Source organism: Paraburkholderia haematera, from assembly GCF_905220975.1.
Lineage (GTDB): Bacteria > Pseudomonadota > Gammaproteobacteria > Burkholderiales > Burkholderiaceae > Paraburkholderia > Paraburkholderia haematera.
In genome coordinates, this window is the sequence record NZ_CAJNBK010000017.1 from 129,053 (window position 1) to 145,981 (window position 16,929).

Consider the following 16,929-nt stretch of genomic DNA (forward strand, 5'->3'; position numbering starts at 1 on the left):
TGCCAACTTCCGCGGTGTCATCCAGTCGCGCGATCGGATTGGTCCGCCACGAAATTGTTCAGGTGAACATCGGCACGGCCTCGATCAGCGCGAAACCCAGTAACGCGCCCACTGCTGCACCCAGCAGCTTGGGATGCCAGCGTTGCAACTGCAGCGTGCTGAGCAGGTCGCCAACCAGGATCGTGCCAAGCAGTGCAAATGCAATCAGCAGGTAGCTGATTTCAAAATCGTTATTAATGACCATTGCGCCTTCTCCTTCATGTTGCGTGAGACTGCGTCGTCAAAGCCTTAAGTGAAGTTTTTTTGCCGGCAAACCGTGACCGCTTTCGCGGGTTCAGGTTCTCAGGCGCCGGGTGCATTTTCAATGCACCCGGAATCCGATACAGACACTTGATCCAAGTATATATCACGCTGTGACATATGTGGTCATCTGACCCACATATGTCACAGCGATCGCCGTCGGTAAATGCACCACGAAATGAGGATGAAGGGACGCGCTAAACCCGCTCTGTTTCTTGCGGTAGCACCGGCCAACGGGCCCTCTTGACGAATCTGGCAGATCGGCAGAACATCAAAACATGAGATATTTCGGGGTCCAGTAATACTCCCGATCGCGGCTCGGATTCGGGGAGGCGAAGTAGTCGATGCCCGTGAAGCCGCAGTCGCATGATTTTTGCCACATTGCACTACAGGCCCCGTGATCGCCGCAGGACGATCAGCAAAGTCGAGGGAGCAAAGCCATGACTGACGTCGACGAAAAAATCAGGCATCCGCAACCGGTGAAGCACAGCGATAACGAGAAAAGCAGGATGCCGCAACGTGTCGAAGCGGGAGACAAGCCCGTCAAGACGCGTGGCGAAGGCGAGCCGCCTGTGGAGTGATGCGTCGGGCGGCGGCCTGTCCAGCGCACAGAGCGGTTCAGTCGCCTTGAGAGGGACTGCCGAACGCGGTCTGTGGACCGCGTGGAGCATCGATACCAACGGTACCCGCGAAGCCGCCGTCTGCCTCGTTGCCGAGAGTCGGCTCCCGTATGAGCTCACCGTCGACCTGATCTGCGCCGGGATCCGGCAAGGCAGCCGCACCATGATCAACGATGAACTCAAGTTGTGGAAGGACGAGCAGGCCCGCATCGATACACTGAGCGCCTCACTGCTGCCAGCGGTCGCGAACACGACGGTATCGGTCTGGGCGTTCGCCGTCGAACATGGCGAACAGGTCTTCGCGCAACGCGACGACGAGCTTGAGACAGAAGCGCCGGCCGAGGTGAGATGCGCCGCGTCCGTGGCGACGGCCAAAGCAGGACCTCAGGCCGAAGGCCATACCCTGCGTGCCAACTCGAGGATCAGTAGACACGCGTTGCCTCGGCGCTGGCCGATCTTGCCCGTGCCTAAGCTGGGCGAGATGCCGCCACCCGGCTGAGCGAAGCCGCTACGGTCGAGCGCGATACCTTGCGTGCGCAATCGGACCAGACATTGCGCGACGCGTGGTCCGCGCAGGGGGGCGAACTCCACGGATTGCTGGCTGCCCGCGCCGAACACAAATCCGCCTCGCGGGCGGAAGTTGACCAGGTGACCGCCCCGTGCCGACGTCAGCTTCGCTCCGGAATGGTTCTCCTACCGACACTCGCGCCGTAGCTTGAGCTGCGCGGTGCACAGCTGTAGTGCGCTGCACCAACGCATCGCACCAACCCAATTCAGGCCACGCGGCAAATCCGTGCTTCGCAGCAACTGAAATCCCATCACTTGCGCCGAGGTGAATACCCCGGCTTTCAGGAAATCTGACGATTGTGCGATCCGTTGTTGAACTGGGCAGCCCCCGCGGGACGCGCTGTTAGCCGAATGAGGCGCGGCTGGAAGCCGCCGGAGAGACCGCCCAGGATTAGCGCTACATGGATCTGTGGCACGGCTATTGCATAGATCGGCAGCGGAGCCAACGGAGGCCCCAACGTATTAAATCTTTACCGGCCGCTCGCTTTGAGCGACCCGCAGGGACAACGGCGTCCCGAGTGCCAACTGTGCAACCGAGCAATCGGGACGCGCGGTTGCGCTCGGGGCGCTTTTTTTTTGCGCGTCATATGCCGCCGCGAGTCTCGTCATGGCGCGCGCGCCGTGCGAATGGAGCAACAGTGCAGGGCCTTCATGTCCACATTTACGATGAAACAGGCGACACATTCAGGTCCCGATGCCGTTTCTGGACAGGTCATCGGTGAACTCATCAATCTGGGGGGGCGGCAACGGATGCTCTCACAGCGCATCGTGCTGCACGTGCTGCTCGCGTCGCTTGGCAACAGCGACGCGCTGTCCGTAGCCAAAGCGTGCCTTGCCACGTTTGCGCAAGCGCATACCGATCTGGTAAGCGGCAACGAGCGGCTGCCGGGCGTGTTTTCCGAAGCGCTGCGCGAGCTGTATTTCGGCAACCGCAGGGCCGACGAGCGGATTCAGCAATTTATCGCCCAGGTGAATCGCGCGGTGTCGTGGGTCGAGTCGGGCCGCGCGGAAGATCGGACTCAAGTCGAGGCATTAGTCATTCAGGCGACGCCGCTGCTCGAACTGCTGCAGGACATCACGCTCGCCTATCAGCACGAGATGCGCGGCACCGAAGCGGCCGCGCTCAAGCGGCAGACCGACATCGCCGAGCGGCTCGGCAGCATCTCCATGCAGGCCAACATCGTCGCGCTCAACGCGCGCATCTCGGCCGCGCGAGCAGGCCAGTTCGGGCGGGAATTCGCGGTGATCACGACCGTGCTCGCCGACATCATCAAGGAGATGGACGAGCTGATCAAAAGCGTCGTCGACACGCGCGGGATGCCCCTTCAAGGTCGGCATGCCAGTGCCGGCCGCGCTCTTCAATAGCCTTTACCCTGCGAGAGAAACCCATGAAACATCTGTTGAATTCGCTGACGAGCGGTAACTGGCGCGCGTTGCTGGCGTGCTTCCTCTACTTCGATACCGGCTTCACCGTGTGGGTCATGTTCGGCCCGCTCGCCCCGTTCATCCACAAGGACATCGCGATGTCGCCGGCGGAACTGGGCTTTCTCGTCGCGGTTCCGGTGCTGGGCGCGGCGATCCTGCGCGTGACGCTCGGCAACCTGTATCAGGCCTATGACGGCCGCCGCATTGCGCTCTGGGGCGTCGTGCTGTCGGCGTTGCCGTCGATCGTGCTGCTGCTGTCACCGTTCGCGCCCTCATACGTGATGCTGCTGGTACTGGGCGTGTTTCTCGGTGTGGGCGGAGCGAGCTTTGCGGTGGCGCTGCCGATGGCCGGCAGCAACTATCCGCCGAAAGTGCAGGGGCTGGTGCTGGGGCTCGCTGCGGCGGGCAATATCGGCGCTGTGCTCGATGGCTTCCTGTTCCCGAGCCTCGCCGACCACTTCGGTTGGGCCAAGGCCGCCGGCGCTGCGTTGCCGTTGCTCGCGCTCGCGGCCACGGCGCTGTTCTTCTGGGCGAAGGACCTGGGGCCGAAGTCTGGTAGTGCACCGCGTGCGTTGCGCAGTTTCTGCGTCACGCTGGGCGGCTTGATCGCGCTTGTGCTCGCCGTGCACGCGGGTGTCTTCGGCGCCGGCAAGACCGGCGTGCTACTGCTGCCGGTACTGGGTGCGCTGCTGGCGATTGCGGTGCTGCCGAAGCACTATCGCAGCGTGCTCGCGGAAAGCGACACGTGGGTCGTGATGCTGGTCTACAGCATCACGTTCGGTGGCTTCGTCGGCATGTCGTCCTATGTGACGACGCTGCTGGTTTCGCTGTATCAGTTGCCAAAGCTGGAGGCGGGGCTCTTCATGTCGCTGCTCGCTTTCACGGGTGCGCTGGTGCGGCCGCTCGGCGGCCTGATCGCCGACCGCATCTCCGGCGTGCGCGCGCTGGTGCTGCTGCTCGCCGGAATTTCGCTGTGCGATTTCGCATTCGCGGCGTGGATGCCTCCGCTTCCCGCCGGCATCGCGTTGCTGGTGGCCACCTATCTGTGCTTCGGACTCGGCAACGGCGCGACCTTCCAGCTCGTGCCGCAACGCTGGAAGGGCAAGACCGGATTGATGTCCGGGATCATCGGCGCAGCGGGCGGCATTGGCGGCTTCTATCTTCCCGTGATCATGGGGATGGCCAAGGAAAGCACCGGCAGCTATCAGATGGGCTTCGCGACCTTTGGTGTTATCTCGGCGCTGGCCTTCGCCCTGGTGGTCCTGCATCGCACGCGCTGGCTCACCTGGGCGCTGCCTGCGGAGAGCCTGGTGGTTGCGAGCCCGATCCCGGCTGCGGGCGCGCGTGCGGATAGTGGGGCGTGAGCTAGGGCGTGGAGCGGGAAACGTGCGTGCATTGACTGCAAGTCGCCGCGCGCGCTTCCCGTTTCACCTCGCTGGCACGCAAAGGATCGGTTAGACGCGGAAGCTCAGCCTGAAGGTGTGAATCGTCAGTCCTTCTGCTGAGTGAGGCGACCGGCGTGTGCAAATCGGATCGCCGCGGTCATATTCCAACACCGGATGTAAAACGGCCTGAGTCAGACGACGCGGGCCCAAGCCATTTAGCGTCTGGATCATGCGCTGCGCAAGAACGCATCGCGCTCGTAGCGCCGGACGTGAGAAGTAGATGGCAATTCAGTAGACACGTCCGCCACCGACTCGTGCGTAGCATGCGCCACGGCATCGCCAATCACCTTGCCAACCAGAATGACAGCCGGGCTGCCGAGGCCGGCGTCACGCGCACTCGCCGCAAGCGTGTCAAGTGTCGCGAGCACGTGCCGCTCCGCAGCGCTGCCCGCCGATTGCACCACCGCAGCGGGCGTGTCGTGCGGCAGGACTGACATCAGCGCGGCACACAGGCTGTCGATGCGGCTCATGCCCATGTAAATGGCAAGCGTCGTGCCGGTGGCGGCCAGTGCGGCCCAGTCAGGCTCGCTGTCGTCGCGCAGGTGCGCCGTGATAAACGTCACGCCCGGGCAGTGATCGCGATGCGTGAGCGAAATACCGAGAGCTGCCGCCGCGGCAAAACCCGACGAAATTCCATTGACGATTTCGAACGGTATCTGTGCGCGCCGCAAATCCGCCAGTTCTTCGCCGGCACGTCCAAACAGCAGGGCGTCGCCGCCTTTCACGCGTACCACGTGACGGCCGGCGCGCGCATAGCGCAGGAGCAGGCGCTGAATGAACGCCTGCGGGGTCGACCTGCAGCCGCCGCGCTTGCCCACGCGAATCACGCGCGCCTGCGGCGCAAGCGACACGATATCCGGATTGACGAGGTCGTCGAGCAGCACAACATCGGCGCTTGCCAGCAGCCTCGCTGCCCTGATCGTGAGCAGATCGAGGTCGCCCGGACCCGCACTGAGTAAAGTGACCTTGCCTGTTGCCATGGTGATGTCCTTGTACGTCCTGATGCGGCCGGTTCGATGGCCGGTTGGACGAGCGCTGCGCCAGATGCAAACGGCGTCCGCTCGTCGTGTTGAACGAGGGGACGCCGTTGTCCAGATTTATGTTGCCTGTGCCGTCGGGTGGCGCATTGCGCACCATCTGCAGCGTGATTCCATGTGCCGGCACCGTTGCCGCGCGCATCAATAGAGGCAATATCCACGCCAGACAGCGTCGACGCGGACAGCAACGCAGAACGCGCGATGACGCCATCCATGCGAGCCAGATGTGACGATGCACCGCGAATCCGCGCCGGCTCGCAGGTGCTACCGCCTCGGATCGCGCAACACACCGCGAAAAACCTCTGGTCTGCTCACTAATCCGGGGTTACGAGCCAAGCCAGAACAGGCCATCCTTAGCCGACCCGCTGCACGGATGATGTGCCGCATTGCACCACCATTGTGCCGCGCCCGTCAGAATGCATCTTCCTGTTGCGCCCCAAACCAGGGCTGAAATCCCGTATCGCCTGTGGCTATGGCCACTGCGGCCGATGCGCCGCATGGCACGGCCTTTGCATAAGTGAAGTCAGCGGATCAACGATGATCCGGCCAGCACGCAGCAGAAGTCATTCTGTAGATCATCATTTTTTTGGACAACGGCGTCCCCTGAATTCAGTCAACTGATGACTGGATCCGCGGGACGCCTTTTTATTTGCCGGACGAAAAAACATGCCGCGAACCGAGTTGGAAATCGAGTTGGAAACGGACGGGACTCCAGTCATGAACGTCATCGTCATCGGTCACGGCATGGTGGGGCACAAGCTTCTTGAGTGTCTTGTGGACGACGCGAGCGCCGCGCTGCACATCACCGTGCTGTGCGAGGAGCCTCGTCCCGCCTATGACCGCGTACATCTGTCCGAATTCTTTTCCGGCAAATCCGCGGAAGACCTGTCGCTCGTGAAGCCTGGTTTTTTCGATCGTGAGAACGTGCTGCTCAGGCTCAACGCAAAGGCGGTGTCGATCGACCGGGAAGCCCACACGGTAAGCATCTCGACGGGTGAGACGCTTTCCTACGACAAACTGGTGCTCGCCACCGGTTCATCGCCTTTTGTTCCGCCGTTGGCGGGCAGCGATCGTGAGGATTGCTTTGTCTATCGCACCATCGAAGATCTCGAGGCGATGCAGGCGTGCGGCGTGCGGGCGAAATCAGGTGCGGTGGTAGGCGGCGGCCTGCTGGGGCTTGAGTGCGCGAAAGCGCTCCATGATATGGGACTGGCTGCGCATGTCGTCGAGTTCGCCCCGCGCCTGATGGCGGTGCAGGTCGACGACGGCGGCGGACGGGTTCTGCGCAGCAAGATCGAGGAACTGGGCGTGCAGGTCCATACGGCCAGGCACACGCTTAGCATCACCGATGGCGAAGCGGGCACCCACCGGATGCAGTTCGCCGACGGCACGCATCTCGATACCGACATGATCGTGTTCTCCGCAGGTATCCGTCCGCGCGACGAGATTGCGCGTGACTGTGGACTGGAACTGGGCCCGCGCGGCGGCATTGCGATCGATGACACCTGCCGTACGAGCGATCCGGACATCTATGCGATCGGCGAATGCGCGGCGTGGAACGGCATGGTATATGGCCTTGTAGCGCCAGGGTATGACATGGCGCGCGTCACGGCGAAGCAATTGCTGGGCGATCAGGCCGGCTTCAGCGGCGCGGACATGAGCACCAGGCTCAAGCTGATGGGCGTGGATGTCGCGAGCATTGGCGACGCGCACGGCAAGACGCCGGGTAGCCGCACGTACCAGTTCAGCGACGAACGCAAGCAGGTCTACAAGAAGATGGTGGTGTCGGAGTGCGGCAAGCAGCTGCTCGGCGCCGTGATGGTGGGCGATGCGAGCGAATACGGCACGCTGCTGCAGATGATGCTGAATCGCATCGAGCTGCCCGAAGCGCCGGAATTCCTCATCTTGCCGCAAAGCGACGGCAAGGCCAGGCCCGGTCTCGGGGTCGACGCGCTGCCCGCGGCGGCGCAGATCTGCTCGTGCAACAACGTCTCCAAAGGCGACCTGTGCGCCGCGGTGTGCGCGGGCGCGACCGACATCGGCTCGCTAAAATGCGCGACCCAGGCCGGCACGTCGTGCGGCGGCTGCGTGCCGCTCGTCACCCAGGTGATGAAGGCCGAGATGAAGAAGCAGGGCCTCGCGGTCAACAACCACCTGTGCGAACACTTCCCGTATTCGCGCCAGGAGCTGTATCACATCGTGCGTGTCGAGGGCGTGCGCAGCTTCGGCGAATTGCTCGCGAAGCATGGTCATGGGCTTGGTTGCGACATCTGCAAGCCGGCGGTCGCGAGCGTCCTCGCGTCGTGCTGGAACGAATTCGTGCTGAAGAAAGAGCACGCGTCGCTGCAGGACACCAACGACTACTACCTCGCCAACATCCAGCGCGACGGCACGTATTCGGTCGTGCCACGCATGCCGGGCGGCGAGGTGACGCCCGACGGCCTGATCGCGGTCGGCCAGGTCGCCAAGAAATACGGCCTCTACACGAAGATCACCGGCGGTCAGCGAGTCGATCTGTTCGGTGCCCGCGTCGAACAACTGCCGTTCATCTGGGAAGAACTGATCGCCGCAGGCTTCGAATCGGGCCATGCGTATGGCAAGTCGCTGCGCACGGTGAAGTCGTGCGTGGGCTCGACGTGGTGCCGTTACGGCGTCGGCGACTCGGTAGGCCTCGCGGTCGAACTCGAGAACCGCTACAAGGGCCTGCGCACGCCGCACAAGATCAAGTTCGGCGTATCCGGCTGCACGCGCGAATGCGCGGAGGCGCAGGGCAAGGACGTCGGCATCATCGCCACCGAGAAGGGGTGGAACCTCTACGTGTGCGGCAACGGCGGGATGAAGCCGCGCCATGCTGAACTGCTCGCCTCGGACCTCGATCAAGAGACCCTGGTGCGCTACATCGACCGCTTCCTGATGTTCTACGTGCGCACGGCCGACCGGCTGCAACGCACCAGCGTATGGCGCGACAACCTCGAAGGTGGCCTCGAGTATCTGATCGACGTGGTCGTCAACGATCACCTTGATGTTGCGGCGGAACTCGAAGTCGAAATGCAGCAGGTGGTCGACAGCTACGAAGACGAGTGGAAGAAAGCCGTCACCGATCCTGAAACGCGCAAACGCTTCCGCCATTTCGTCAACAGCGAAAAGGCCGACAGCACTGTTACGTTTGTGGAGGAACGCGGCCAGATCCGGCCCGCGACGCCCGCCGAGCGGCAAGCGAAGCAGTTCCCGGTTCCCGTGGTTGTCGAGACCGCCTGACCTTCCGCATCACCTACCCTGAGGAGATCAACATGAACAACGATCGACTTCCGCAATCGTGGATGCCCGTGTGTGCGCTCGACGACATTGTTCCGAATACGGGCGTCTGTGCGCTTGTCAACGGCGAGCAGGTCGCGGTGTTTCACGTCGCGCACGGTGACGGTAGCGTATTCGCGATCGACAACTTCGATCCGGGTTCGCAGGCGGCGGTGCTCTCGCGCGGGCTGATCGGCAACGTCGGCGAGCGCATCGTGGTGGCCTCGCCGATCTACAAGCACCATTTCGATCTGCGCACCGGCGAGTGCCTCGAGGCGCCCGAGAATTCCGTCAATGCCTACCCGGTGCGCGTCGAGAGCGGCAAGGTGTGGGTCGCGGCATGAGATACGAATACGCAGCGCCGAGCTCCGGAGGCGCGTCGCTCAGTGCGCCTTCCCGCCCGCGTCTCGTGGTCGTCGGCAACGGCATGGCCGGCATGCGCACAGTCGAGGAACTGCTCAAGCTCGCGCCGGACCTCTACGACATCACCGTATTCGGTGCCGAGCCGTACGGCAACTACAACCGGATCCTGCTTTCGCCGGTGCTCGCTGGCGAGAAGCGTGTCGACGACATCATCCTCAACACACGTGACTGGTATGCAGACAATGGTATCCGGCTGCATGCGGGCGACCCGGTGGTCGCAATTGACCGCAAGCGCCGCATCGTGCGCTCGCAAAGCGGCATCGAGGTGAGCTACGACCGCTTGCTGATGGCGACCGGCTCGAAGCCATTTCTCATTCCGGTACCGGGTCACCAGCTACCGGGGGTGATCGCGTTTCGCGATATCCAGGACGTCGAAACGATGCTCGCCGCCGCGCGCAGTCACCGTCACGCCGTGATCATTGGCGGCGGTTTGCTCGGGCTGGAGGCTGCGAACGGACTCATGCGCCAGGGTATGTCGGTTACTGTCGTGCACGACACCGACAGCCTGATGGACCGCCAGCTCGACGGGAGTGCTTCGGCTCTGCTGCTTCAGACGCTGGAGAAGAGGGGCCTGCGTTTTCTGCTCAAGACCCGCACCGTCGAAATCGTCGGGCCGGAGCGTGTCACCGCCGTGCGTTTTGATGACGGTACGGAGATCCCCGCCGACCTGGTTGTGATGGCAGCCGGTGTGCGCCCGAATATCGAACTCGCGAAGCAGGCAGGCTTGCACTGCGAACGGGCGATCGTCGTCGACGACACGTTGCAGACCTACGATCCGCGTGTCTACGCCGTCGGCGAATGCGTGCAGCATCGCACGGCGACCTTCGGCCTCGTGGCGCCGATCTGGGACCAGGCGCGTGTCTGCGGCGCACACCTGGCCGGTGCGGGCCACCGCCGTTACGTGCAGCGCGCGACCGCCACCAAGCTGAAAGTCACCGGCGTCGACCTTTATTCTGCTGGCGACTTCACCGGCGGCCCAGACAGTGAAGACCTCGTGCTGCGCGATCCGCGACGCGGCGTCTACAAACGCCTCGTGATCGAGGATAGCCGGGTGATCGGCGCCGTCCTCTACGGCGACGTCAAGGATGGCGCGTGGTACTTCGAGCTGATCCAGAATCGGACCGACATTTCTCCGCTGCGCAGCCAGTTGCTGTTCGGTAAAGCCCTGTGCGAGGCGCAGCCCGCCTGAACCGGAATCGAAAGTGAGTTTTCCCATCGTCATTTCCAGCACGGCTGACGATAGCCGTGACGCGGTCCGGACCACCTGTCCCTATTGCGGTGTCGGTTGCGGTGTACGCGCGACCCCACGCCCGGACGGGCCGCCCGACATTGCCGGCGACGAACGCCATCCGGCAAACGCCGGCCGCCTGTGCGTGAAGGGCTCGGCGCTTGGTGAAACGGTCGGGCTCGAAGGACGCCTGCTGCATCCGAAGCGGCGTGAGCCGGGCAGCGGTGAGTTGCGCGACGTGTCGTGGAGCGATGCGCTCGACACGGTCGCCAGCGGCTTTCGCCAGATCATCGATCAGCACGGCCCGGATGCGGTCGCGCTTTATGTCTCGGGTCAACTGCTGACAGAGGACTACTACGTTGCCAACAAGCTGATGAAGGGCTATGTCGGCAGTGCGAACATCGACACCAATTCGCGCCTGTGCATGTCGTCATCGGTCGCGGGGCACAAGCGTGCGTTCGGCGAAGACCTGGTGCCGGTGTGCTACGAAGACCTCGAACTCGCGGACCTCGTCGTGCTGGTCGGATCGAACACCGCGTGGTGCCATCCGATCCTGTTCCAGCGGATTGTCAAAATCAAGGAAACGCGACCCGATATGAAGGTCGTCGTGATCGACCCGCGCTACACCGCGACCTGCGAGATGGCCGATTTGCACCTGCCGCTGAAGGCGGGCACCGACGTTCGCCTCTTCAATGGGCTGCTCAGTTTTCTCGCGGAACACGATACGACCGATGCAGGCTTCGTCGATGCGCATACGACCGGCTACGCGCAGGCGCGCGATGCCGCCTCAACTGACGCGGCGAACGGTTTTGACCTCACGCAGTGCGCGAAGGCCTGCAAGATCGACCCACACGATCTGCTTGAGTTCTATCGACTTTTCGCTCGGACTGAGCGGGTCGTAACGGTCTATTCCCAGGGCGTGAACCAGTCGAGCTCCGGCACCGACAAGGTCAACAGTATCATCAATTGCCATCTGCTGACAGGCCGCATCGGCAAGCCGGGGATGGGGCCGTTCTCGTTTACCGGACAGCCGAACGCGATGGGCGGGCGTGAAGTGGGCGGCCTCGCGAACATGCTAGCGGCACACCTGGAGCTCGACAATCCGCGCCATCGCGACCTCGTGCAGACTTTCTGGGGCTCGCCCGCTATCGCGGAGCGGCCGGGACTCAAGGCGGTCGAGTTGTTCGGGGCAATCGAGACCGGCCGGATCAAGGCCGTCTGGATCATGGGCACGAACCCGGTTGTGAGCTTGCCCGACGGCGATCAGGCGAAGCGTGCGCTCGCGCGCTGCGAACTCGTCGTCAGCTCCGACATTGTTGAAAGTACGGACACCAATGCGTTTGCCCACGTTCTGCTGCCGGCGCTCGGCTGGGGCGAGAAAGACGGCACGGTCACCAACTCCGAGCGCAGGATTTCGCGCCAGCGGGCGTTCCTGCCGGCACCGGGCGAAGCACGCGCGGACTGGCGGATCATCAGCGACGTCGCACAGCGCATGGGGTATGCCGGCTTTGATTTTTCGGCTCCGCATGAAATTTTTGATGAACATGCGCGGCTGAGTGCTTACGGTAACGACGCTGGCAGCAGTGGCGAGACCACTGACAGCGACGGGAAAACAGGTAACGGGCATATCGAAGGCGATGTGCCGCGTGTGTTCAATCTGGCCGGCCTCGTCGCGCTCGGCCGCGAGCGTTACGACGCGCTGCAGCCCATCCAGTGGCCGGTACTGGCGGCAAACGGCGCAGAGCAGCGTGGTACCGCGCGTCTCTTCGGTGATCGCCGCTATGCCCACGAAGACGGCAAGGCACGTTTCGTCGCGACACCACCGCGCGCACCGGTCCACGCGCCGGACGACGACTATCCGCTCACGCTGAATACCGGCCGGGTGCGCGACCAGTGGCACACGATGACCCGCACGGGCAAGTCGGAGAAGCTTGCCGGCCATGTGACAGAAGCATTCGTCGATCTGCATCCGCAGGACGCGCTGTCGTGCGGGGTGCGTGAAGGTGAACTCGCGCGCGTGTCGAGCCGTTGGGGCACGATGGTCGCACGTGTGCAGCATGGCGGTGGCATGTCGCGTGGCAGCGCGTTCGTGCCGATCCACTGGAACGATCAGGTTGCGTCCGACGCGCGTGTCGGCGCGGTGGTGAATCCCGAAGTCGATCCGGTCTCCGGGGAGCCTGAGTTCAAACATACGCCGGTTCGCATCGACAGGTTCGACGTCGCCTGGCACGGTTTCTCTTTGAGCCGTCACGCTCCGGTGCTGGATGGCATGGCCTACTGGACGCGTGTCCACGGCGCGCAGTTCGTGCGCTACGAACTCGCGGGGCGCAAGCCGCTTACCGATTACGACGGCTGGGCGCAAGCGCTGTTCGGGATCGACGATCCGCACGCCGACTGGCTGGAGTACGAGGACAGGACAGCGGGCATCTATCGCGCCGTGCATCTGGTCGACGAGCGTATTGAGAGTTGCATCTTCGTATCGGCGCGCCCCGAGTTGCCGTTGCCGTCACGTACGTGGCTCGCGGGCCTGTTTGGCAAGGACCGGCTCGACGACGAGGATCGCGCTGGCCTGCTGGTCGGCCAACCCATTGGCAGGGGCGTCGATACGGGGCCCACAGTCTGCTCGTGTTTCGGTGTGGGACGCAATACGATCTGCACGGCGATCCGTGAGCAAGGGCTAAAGACCTCGGCGGAAATCACCGCATGTCTGAAGGCCGGTGGCAACTGCGGGTCCTGCGTGCCGGAACTGAAGAAGCTGCTGGTCGACACCGAGTTGGAACGATTGAGCATCGCATGAGGGAGACTGACGTTTCATGATGAAGAGACTTAAGACCATGCTGGCTGTGATCAAGCCCGCCGATACTTTCCTCGCTCGCCATGAGGATGGCAACGTCACGCCGCCAGATTCAGAAGATGTCGGAGAGGGACACCCGCGGCACACGGCGAATCTTCGCGCCTCACATCTGAGCGAACGAGGGCGGCATGACCGTGCACGGCGCCGCACCCGCAACCCGGGCGCAGCCTTGGGGCAGGTGCACACCGGCACACCACTTTCGCATCGCCGTCGATCGCATTGACGCGTGACCGACCCGACAGGTTGCCGCTAGCGAGATATGGCATCGGGCTGAGATCGGCCGGTTGCCGTGATTCGACATCGCTATCTGGAGCAGGAACCTAAAGAATCAGCGTTTGCCGCCGTAATCGTAACTACCTGGTAGCTGATCCTACCTCGTGTGTGTTTGAAGCAGCAACTTGCGCCAACGCCGTTCCTGTGCGGCGTTGGTTTTTTTCGCGACCAAGGCTGCAGATGTCAAGGTTGGCAGGTGGTCAGCACTCAGCACCACGAAAGTTCTGGGCGCCGAAGTCCAACCCGGCTATGGGATCACGTTTGACACCGCTCGAAGAATCCAGATGTCAGCGCAGCGGTCTGTTCGATAACGCTATCAATCCCGGCGCGACAGTGCATGGAAATCTGATTTGTGCCGTTTGTCGTATTGCAAATTCAAGGTTCGCAGAGACGGCGGAATTTTCCAGTGCCCGAGGTGTTGGGGGCGTCTCAAGATTCGGAAATTTGCGCACGTTTAGGGTTTGTAAAACTGTGCGGTCGAATGGCACTGACCCACCTCGGCCGTTCAGTCACAAATTCCGGCCGTCCAGTTCTGGATGAGTAGACGACGTTCGCCTTAGGGAGTAGGAGCAGGGTCAAACTGCCAGCGCCCTATACAAGCATTCCATTGATTAGTGCGAGCAGCGGCGCGTGCGTGCCTCCCTTCCGGCAATAGCCATCAAAGTGGCGCACCGTGCCGCTTGCGATAAAGTCGTCCTTATCCAATGCTGTGAATGCGATGATGCCAGCGTTACAGGTCGAACGAATACGCCGGAGTACTCGTGCCACCGCGAAGCCGTCGTGTTCCGGCATATTTACATCTACGATGAACACGTGGGGTTGCCAAAAGGTAAGCCTTTGGAGCGCCTCTACGCCACTCAGCGCATAGTGCGTCTCCAGCCCATTAGCCATCAGAGAGCCTGCCAGCGCTTCGGCGATAGGCAGGCTATCGTCAGTGACAAGGATTCGGGCTCGCTGTCCCATAAGCGCAATCTGCCGCAGCTTGTCGCCTGAGAGGCTCGATAGCGAATGCGATTGCGCGGTGGTAGCCGGTATCTGCGATGGTGCCCACTCGGTAGGAGTTCCGCTGATCGCCACTATGCCTCCGTCGAATCGGCTAACAGTCGGTCGTATTCCTGCCTCACTACGCCATAGCACTCGCACGCATGGTCTTCGAGCGAGGCTCTATCCAGCACCTCAATATAACCATTGCCTTTCTTGATCACTTCGTCGCCCTGCAATTGCGCGAGGGCTTTGCTCATGCTGGCACCCCGCACGCAAAGCGCGTCGGCCAGCAGTTCCGATACCACCTTTGGTTCGTTTGGCGGCAGGCGGTCGATACCGAGCAGCAGCCACCGGGACAGGCGCTGGTCTGTCGAGTGATACTCGTTGCAAACGACCGTCTGGGCAATCTGCGCAAACAGCGCCAGGGTGTAACGTAGCAACAGCCGCTGCATCACGCCTGCCTGACGAAACTCTTCCATCAGGATGCTTGCGCTTAGTCGGTACGCCGCGCCCGGGTTTCGCACGACAGCTGTATTTGTAGCTTCTTCGTCACCCATAAAAAGCTCGGTGCCAACCACGCCATCGTTGCCGACGACTGCAATGTCCATCGATTCGCCATCCGGCGTCACCTGCCGTAGCGATATTATTGACGTCGTCGGAAAATAAACGTAGTCGAGATGCTCGCCGGTCCTGTACACGATCAATCCCAGCGCCATCTCAACCCGCTCCAGACGCGTTTTCAGACGCACAAATTCCATTCTGGGAAGAAGATCCAGCAGTCGATTCTCCGTGCGATGAAGATCATTTTCCATATGCCGTTCCTCTTCAACCGGTCAAAAACCGTAAACACCTCACCCAGCGAAAATGACACCTGGATCGCGGATGTACCGGCGGATGCAGCTGAGCCTCTCACATCAGGCGGAAGAAGTCGGTACGGTATCGGTCAACGTCAGCCCGTTCGATACACGAGCCGCTACTCGCGACGCTTTAGTGTTAGATGATCCGCGACAGTCCATTGGCTGGGCAGAAGCCGACATTCGACGCACGCGTACGACCGGCCAAAGATGTCCGGGATGGAATGGACACCGCCCTCCCTCAGGGGAGCTGGGCACAATTGAGGTCCTCCAGGACCGAACGGCATCAATGTGCCAAATCTATGGTCCACCCCATTTTTGCAACCCCGATTTTCAACGGCGAGTTTGGCTTGCTTAATCTATTCGGCGTCGTTGTGGGGATTGCTCCCCGCGCCACGATGAGATTCGCGCCTGACGATCCTTAACAGTGGATCGGCTTCGAAAGGCCTCTTTGGCACTCAGGTTTTTCGTCAGGCCGGTATGCCGTTCACGTCATCAATTTTCAGTCGTCGCAAAACCAGTTGGGTGATTTGTAAGCAATGGTAAAGCTGTACCCGTTTAGAGTGGATGGCTTGAGAAGCTTGCGTCAAATGTGATTTGTCGCGCAACAATGGCCCACGCGGTTCGAGCCAGCTTGTTGGCCAGCGCACACGCCACCACGTTTGAATGCCGCCGCGCGAGCATTGCGCGAACCCAGTCTGCCAGGCGACCGGTTCGTTTGTCTAGGCCTCGCATGTAGGCTCGGGCGCACAGGACGAGCAGGCGCCTGACATTTTTGTCACCGCGTCGGCTGATCCCGAGCAGATTGTTCTTGCCGCCTGTGCTGTATTGCCGGGGAACAAGCCCGACCGATGCCGCAAAATCGCGACTGCATCCGTACTGCTTTGCGTCGCCCATTTTCGCGGCCAACGCGCTTGCGGTGACCGGGCCGACTCCCGGGATGCTCATCAGGCGCTGTCCGACTTCGTCCTCAGCGAGCTGACGTGCGAGCTCTTGGTCGATCTCACCAATCTGTTCCTCAAGGTACTTGAAGTGCTGGTGGAGGCGTTCGAGAATCGCAATTAGCCGGGGCGGCAGTTCTTGCATGGCGAGCACGGCCGGCAGACGTGTGACGGTGGCCTTGCCCACTGGCAGACTGATACCAAACTCAAGGAGAAAGCCATGCATCTGGTTGACGGCTTTGGTGCGCTCGCGCACCATCGATTCACGCACACGATGCAGCACAGAAAGCGTCTGCTGCGATTCCGTCTTCGGGATTACGAATCTCATCGCTGGGCGCGACGATGCTTCGCAAATCGCCTCGGCGTCGACGAAATCATTCTTGTTTGACTTCACGAATGGCCTGACGAAGTGCGGCGAAATCAGGCGCACAGTGTGCCCGAATTCTGCCAGCTTGCGGGCCATATGATGCGAACCGGCGCAGGCCTCCATAACGACGGTACAGGCATGGAATGTCGCGAAGAATTCGACCAGTTGTTTGCGGCTCATCTTTTTACGAAATACAGCCTTGCCTTTAGTCTTACTGTGTCATATAAATGCTCGTGCAATCTATTCCCGCACAGGAAGAGTGCCATCGTTGCATGAGCCGTAGTCCAAGCAGGATACGCAACGTGGTAATGGAATCA

12 protein-coding genes and 1 pseudogene are annotated in these 16,929 nt (G+C 61.8%); 8 read left to right on the forward strand and 5 right to left on the reverse strand.

Annotated features, from left to right (window positions below; translation table 11 throughout):
• Positions 1-58 precede the first annotated feature (58 nt).
• A complete protein-coding gene (locus KHO23_RS24850; RefSeq protein WP_211614038.1) occupies positions 59-244 on the reverse strand; it encodes a hypothetical protein in 186 nt (61 codons plus the stop codon).
• Positions 245-740: 496 nt separating this feature from the next.
• Between KHO23_RS24850 and KHO23_RS24855 the strand changes: the two genes are divergently transcribed.
• From KHO23_RS24855 to KHO23_RS24870, 4 genes are all read left to right on the forward strand, one after another.
• The gene (locus tag KHO23_RS24855) at positions 741-881 is read left to right on the forward strand and encodes a hypothetical protein (RefSeq protein ID WP_211614039.1); all 141 of its coding nucleotides are present in this window, start codon (positions 741-743) and stop codon (positions 879-881) included.
• Positions 853-1,419, forward strand: a complete 567-nt coding sequence (locus KHO23_RS24860) for a hypothetical protein (RefSeq protein ID WP_211614041.1) — start codon at positions 853-855, stop codon at positions 1,417-1,419. The genes KHO23_RS24855 and KHO23_RS24860 overlap by 29 nt, the downstream gene beginning before the upstream one ends.
• Positions 1,420-2,153: 734 nt before the next feature.
• Positions 2,154-2,852, forward strand: coding sequence for a methyl-accepting chemotaxis protein (locus tag KHO23_RS24865; protein ID WP_211614061.1), 699 nt, complete (start codon positions 2,154-2,156; stop codon positions 2,850-2,852).
• Positions 2,853-2,875: 23 nt separating this feature from the next.
• Positions 2,876-4,276: an MFS transporter gene (locus KHO23_RS24870; protein ID WP_211614043.1), complete on the forward strand. Its 1,401-nt coding sequence runs from the start codon at positions 2,876-2,878 to the stop codon at positions 4,274-4,276.
• Positions 4,277-4,524: 248 nt separating this feature from the next.
• On the opposite strand, the gene cobA is transcribed toward KHO23_RS24870, so the two are convergent.
• Positions 4,525-5,337 carry a uroporphyrinogen-III C-methyltransferase gene (gene cobA / locus KHO23_RS24875; protein ID WP_211614045.1) on the reverse strand — a complete coding sequence of 271 codons (813 nt, stop codon included), beginning with the start codon at positions 5,335-5,337 and terminating at the stop codon, positions 4,525-4,527.
• Positions 5,338-6,111: 774 nt separating this feature from the next.
• Here cobA and nirB point away from each other — a divergent pair.
• Genes nirB through KHO23_RS24895 form a run of 4 tightly spaced genes read left to right on the forward strand, consistent with a single transcriptional unit; the run spans position 6,112 to position 13,136 of the window.
• On the forward strand, positions 6,112-8,652 hold the full coding sequence (gene nirB, locus KHO23_RS24880; RefSeq protein ID WP_211614047.1) for a nitrite reductase large subunit NirB: 2,541 nt from the start codon (positions 6,112-6,114) through the stop codon (positions 8,650-8,652).
• Positions 8,653-8,684: 32 nt separating this feature from the next.
• Positions 8,685-9,032 carry a nitrite reductase small subunit NirD gene (nirD, locus tag KHO23_RS24885; protein ID WP_211614048.1) on the forward strand — a complete coding sequence of 116 codons (348 nt, stop codon included), beginning with the start codon at positions 8,685-8,687 and terminating at the stop codon, positions 9,030-9,032.
• The gene (locus KHO23_RS24890) at positions 9,029-10,300 is read left to right on the forward strand and encodes an NAD(P)/FAD-dependent oxidoreductase (protein ID WP_211614049.1); all 1,272 of its coding nucleotides are present in this window, start codon (positions 9,029-9,031) and stop codon (positions 10,298-10,300) included. Before nirD ends, KHO23_RS24890 begins: the two co-directional genes overlap by 4 nt.
• Positions 10,301-10,313: 13 nt before the next feature.
• Complete coding sequence (locus tag KHO23_RS24895; protein WP_211614050.1) at positions 10,314-13,136, forward strand: nitrate reductase; 2,823 nt, start codon at positions 10,314-10,316, stop codon at positions 13,134-13,136.
• A gap of 921 nt (positions 13,137-14,057) precedes the next feature.
• Here the strand turns inward: KHO23_RS24895 and KHO23_RS24900 are convergent.
• The 3 genes and pseudogenes from KHO23_RS24900 to KHO23_RS24910 form a co-directional block, all read right to left on the reverse strand.
• Positions 14,058-14,543: a response regulator gene (locus KHO23_RS24900; RefSeq protein ID WP_211614051.1), complete on the reverse strand. Its 486-nt coding sequence runs from the start codon at positions 14,541-14,543 to the stop codon at positions 14,058-14,060.
• Positions 14,543-15,262: a Crp/Fnr family transcriptional regulator gene (locus KHO23_RS24905; RefSeq protein WP_211614052.1), complete on the reverse strand. Its 720-nt coding sequence runs from the start codon at positions 15,260-15,262 to the stop codon at positions 14,543-14,545. Before KHO23_RS24905 ends, KHO23_RS24900 begins: the two co-directional genes overlap by 1 nt.
• Before the next feature lie 600 nt (positions 15,263-15,862).
• Positions 15,863-16,816, reverse strand: a pseudogene (locus KHO23_RS24910) (IS110 family RNA-guided transposase); the annotation flags it as partial.
• Positions 16,817-16,929: the final 113 nt, after the last annotated feature.

Excerpts from the sequence above, each read along its gene's own strand:
- KHO23_RS24850 (WP_211614038.1), bottom strand. The coding sequence starts at position 244 with ATGGTCATTAATAACGATTTTGAAATCAGCTACCTGCTGATTGCATTT.
- KHO23_RS24855 (WP_211614039.1), top strand. The coding sequence starts at position 741 with ATGACTGACGTCGACGAAAAAATCAGGCATCCGCAACCGGTGAAGCAC.
- KHO23_RS24865 (WP_211614061.1), top strand. The coding sequence starts at position 2,154 with ATGAAACAGGCGACACATTCAGGTCCCGATGCCGTTTCTGGACAGGTC.
- KHO23_RS24870 (WP_211614043.1), top strand. The coding sequence starts at position 2,876 with ATGAAACATCTGTTGAATTCGCTGACGAGCGGTAACTGGCGCGCGTTG.
- cobA (WP_211614045.1), bottom strand. The coding sequence starts at position 5,337 with ATGGCAACAGGCAAGGTCACTTTACTCAGTGCGGGTCCGGGCGACCTC.
- nirB (WP_211614047.1), top strand. The coding sequence starts at position 6,112 with ATGAACGTCATCGTCATCGGTCACGGCATGGTGGGGCACAAGCTTCTT.
- nirD (WP_211614048.1), top strand. The coding sequence starts at position 8,685 with ATGAACAACGATCGACTTCCGCAATCGTGGATGCCCGTGTGTGCGCTC.
- KHO23_RS24890 (WP_211614049.1), top strand. The coding sequence starts at position 9,029 with ATGAGATACGAATACGCAGCGCCGAGCTCCGGAGGCGCGTCGCTCAGT.
- KHO23_RS24905 (WP_211614052.1), bottom strand. The coding sequence starts at position 15,262 with ATGGAAAATGATCTTCATCGCACGGAGAATCGACTGCTGGATCTTCTT.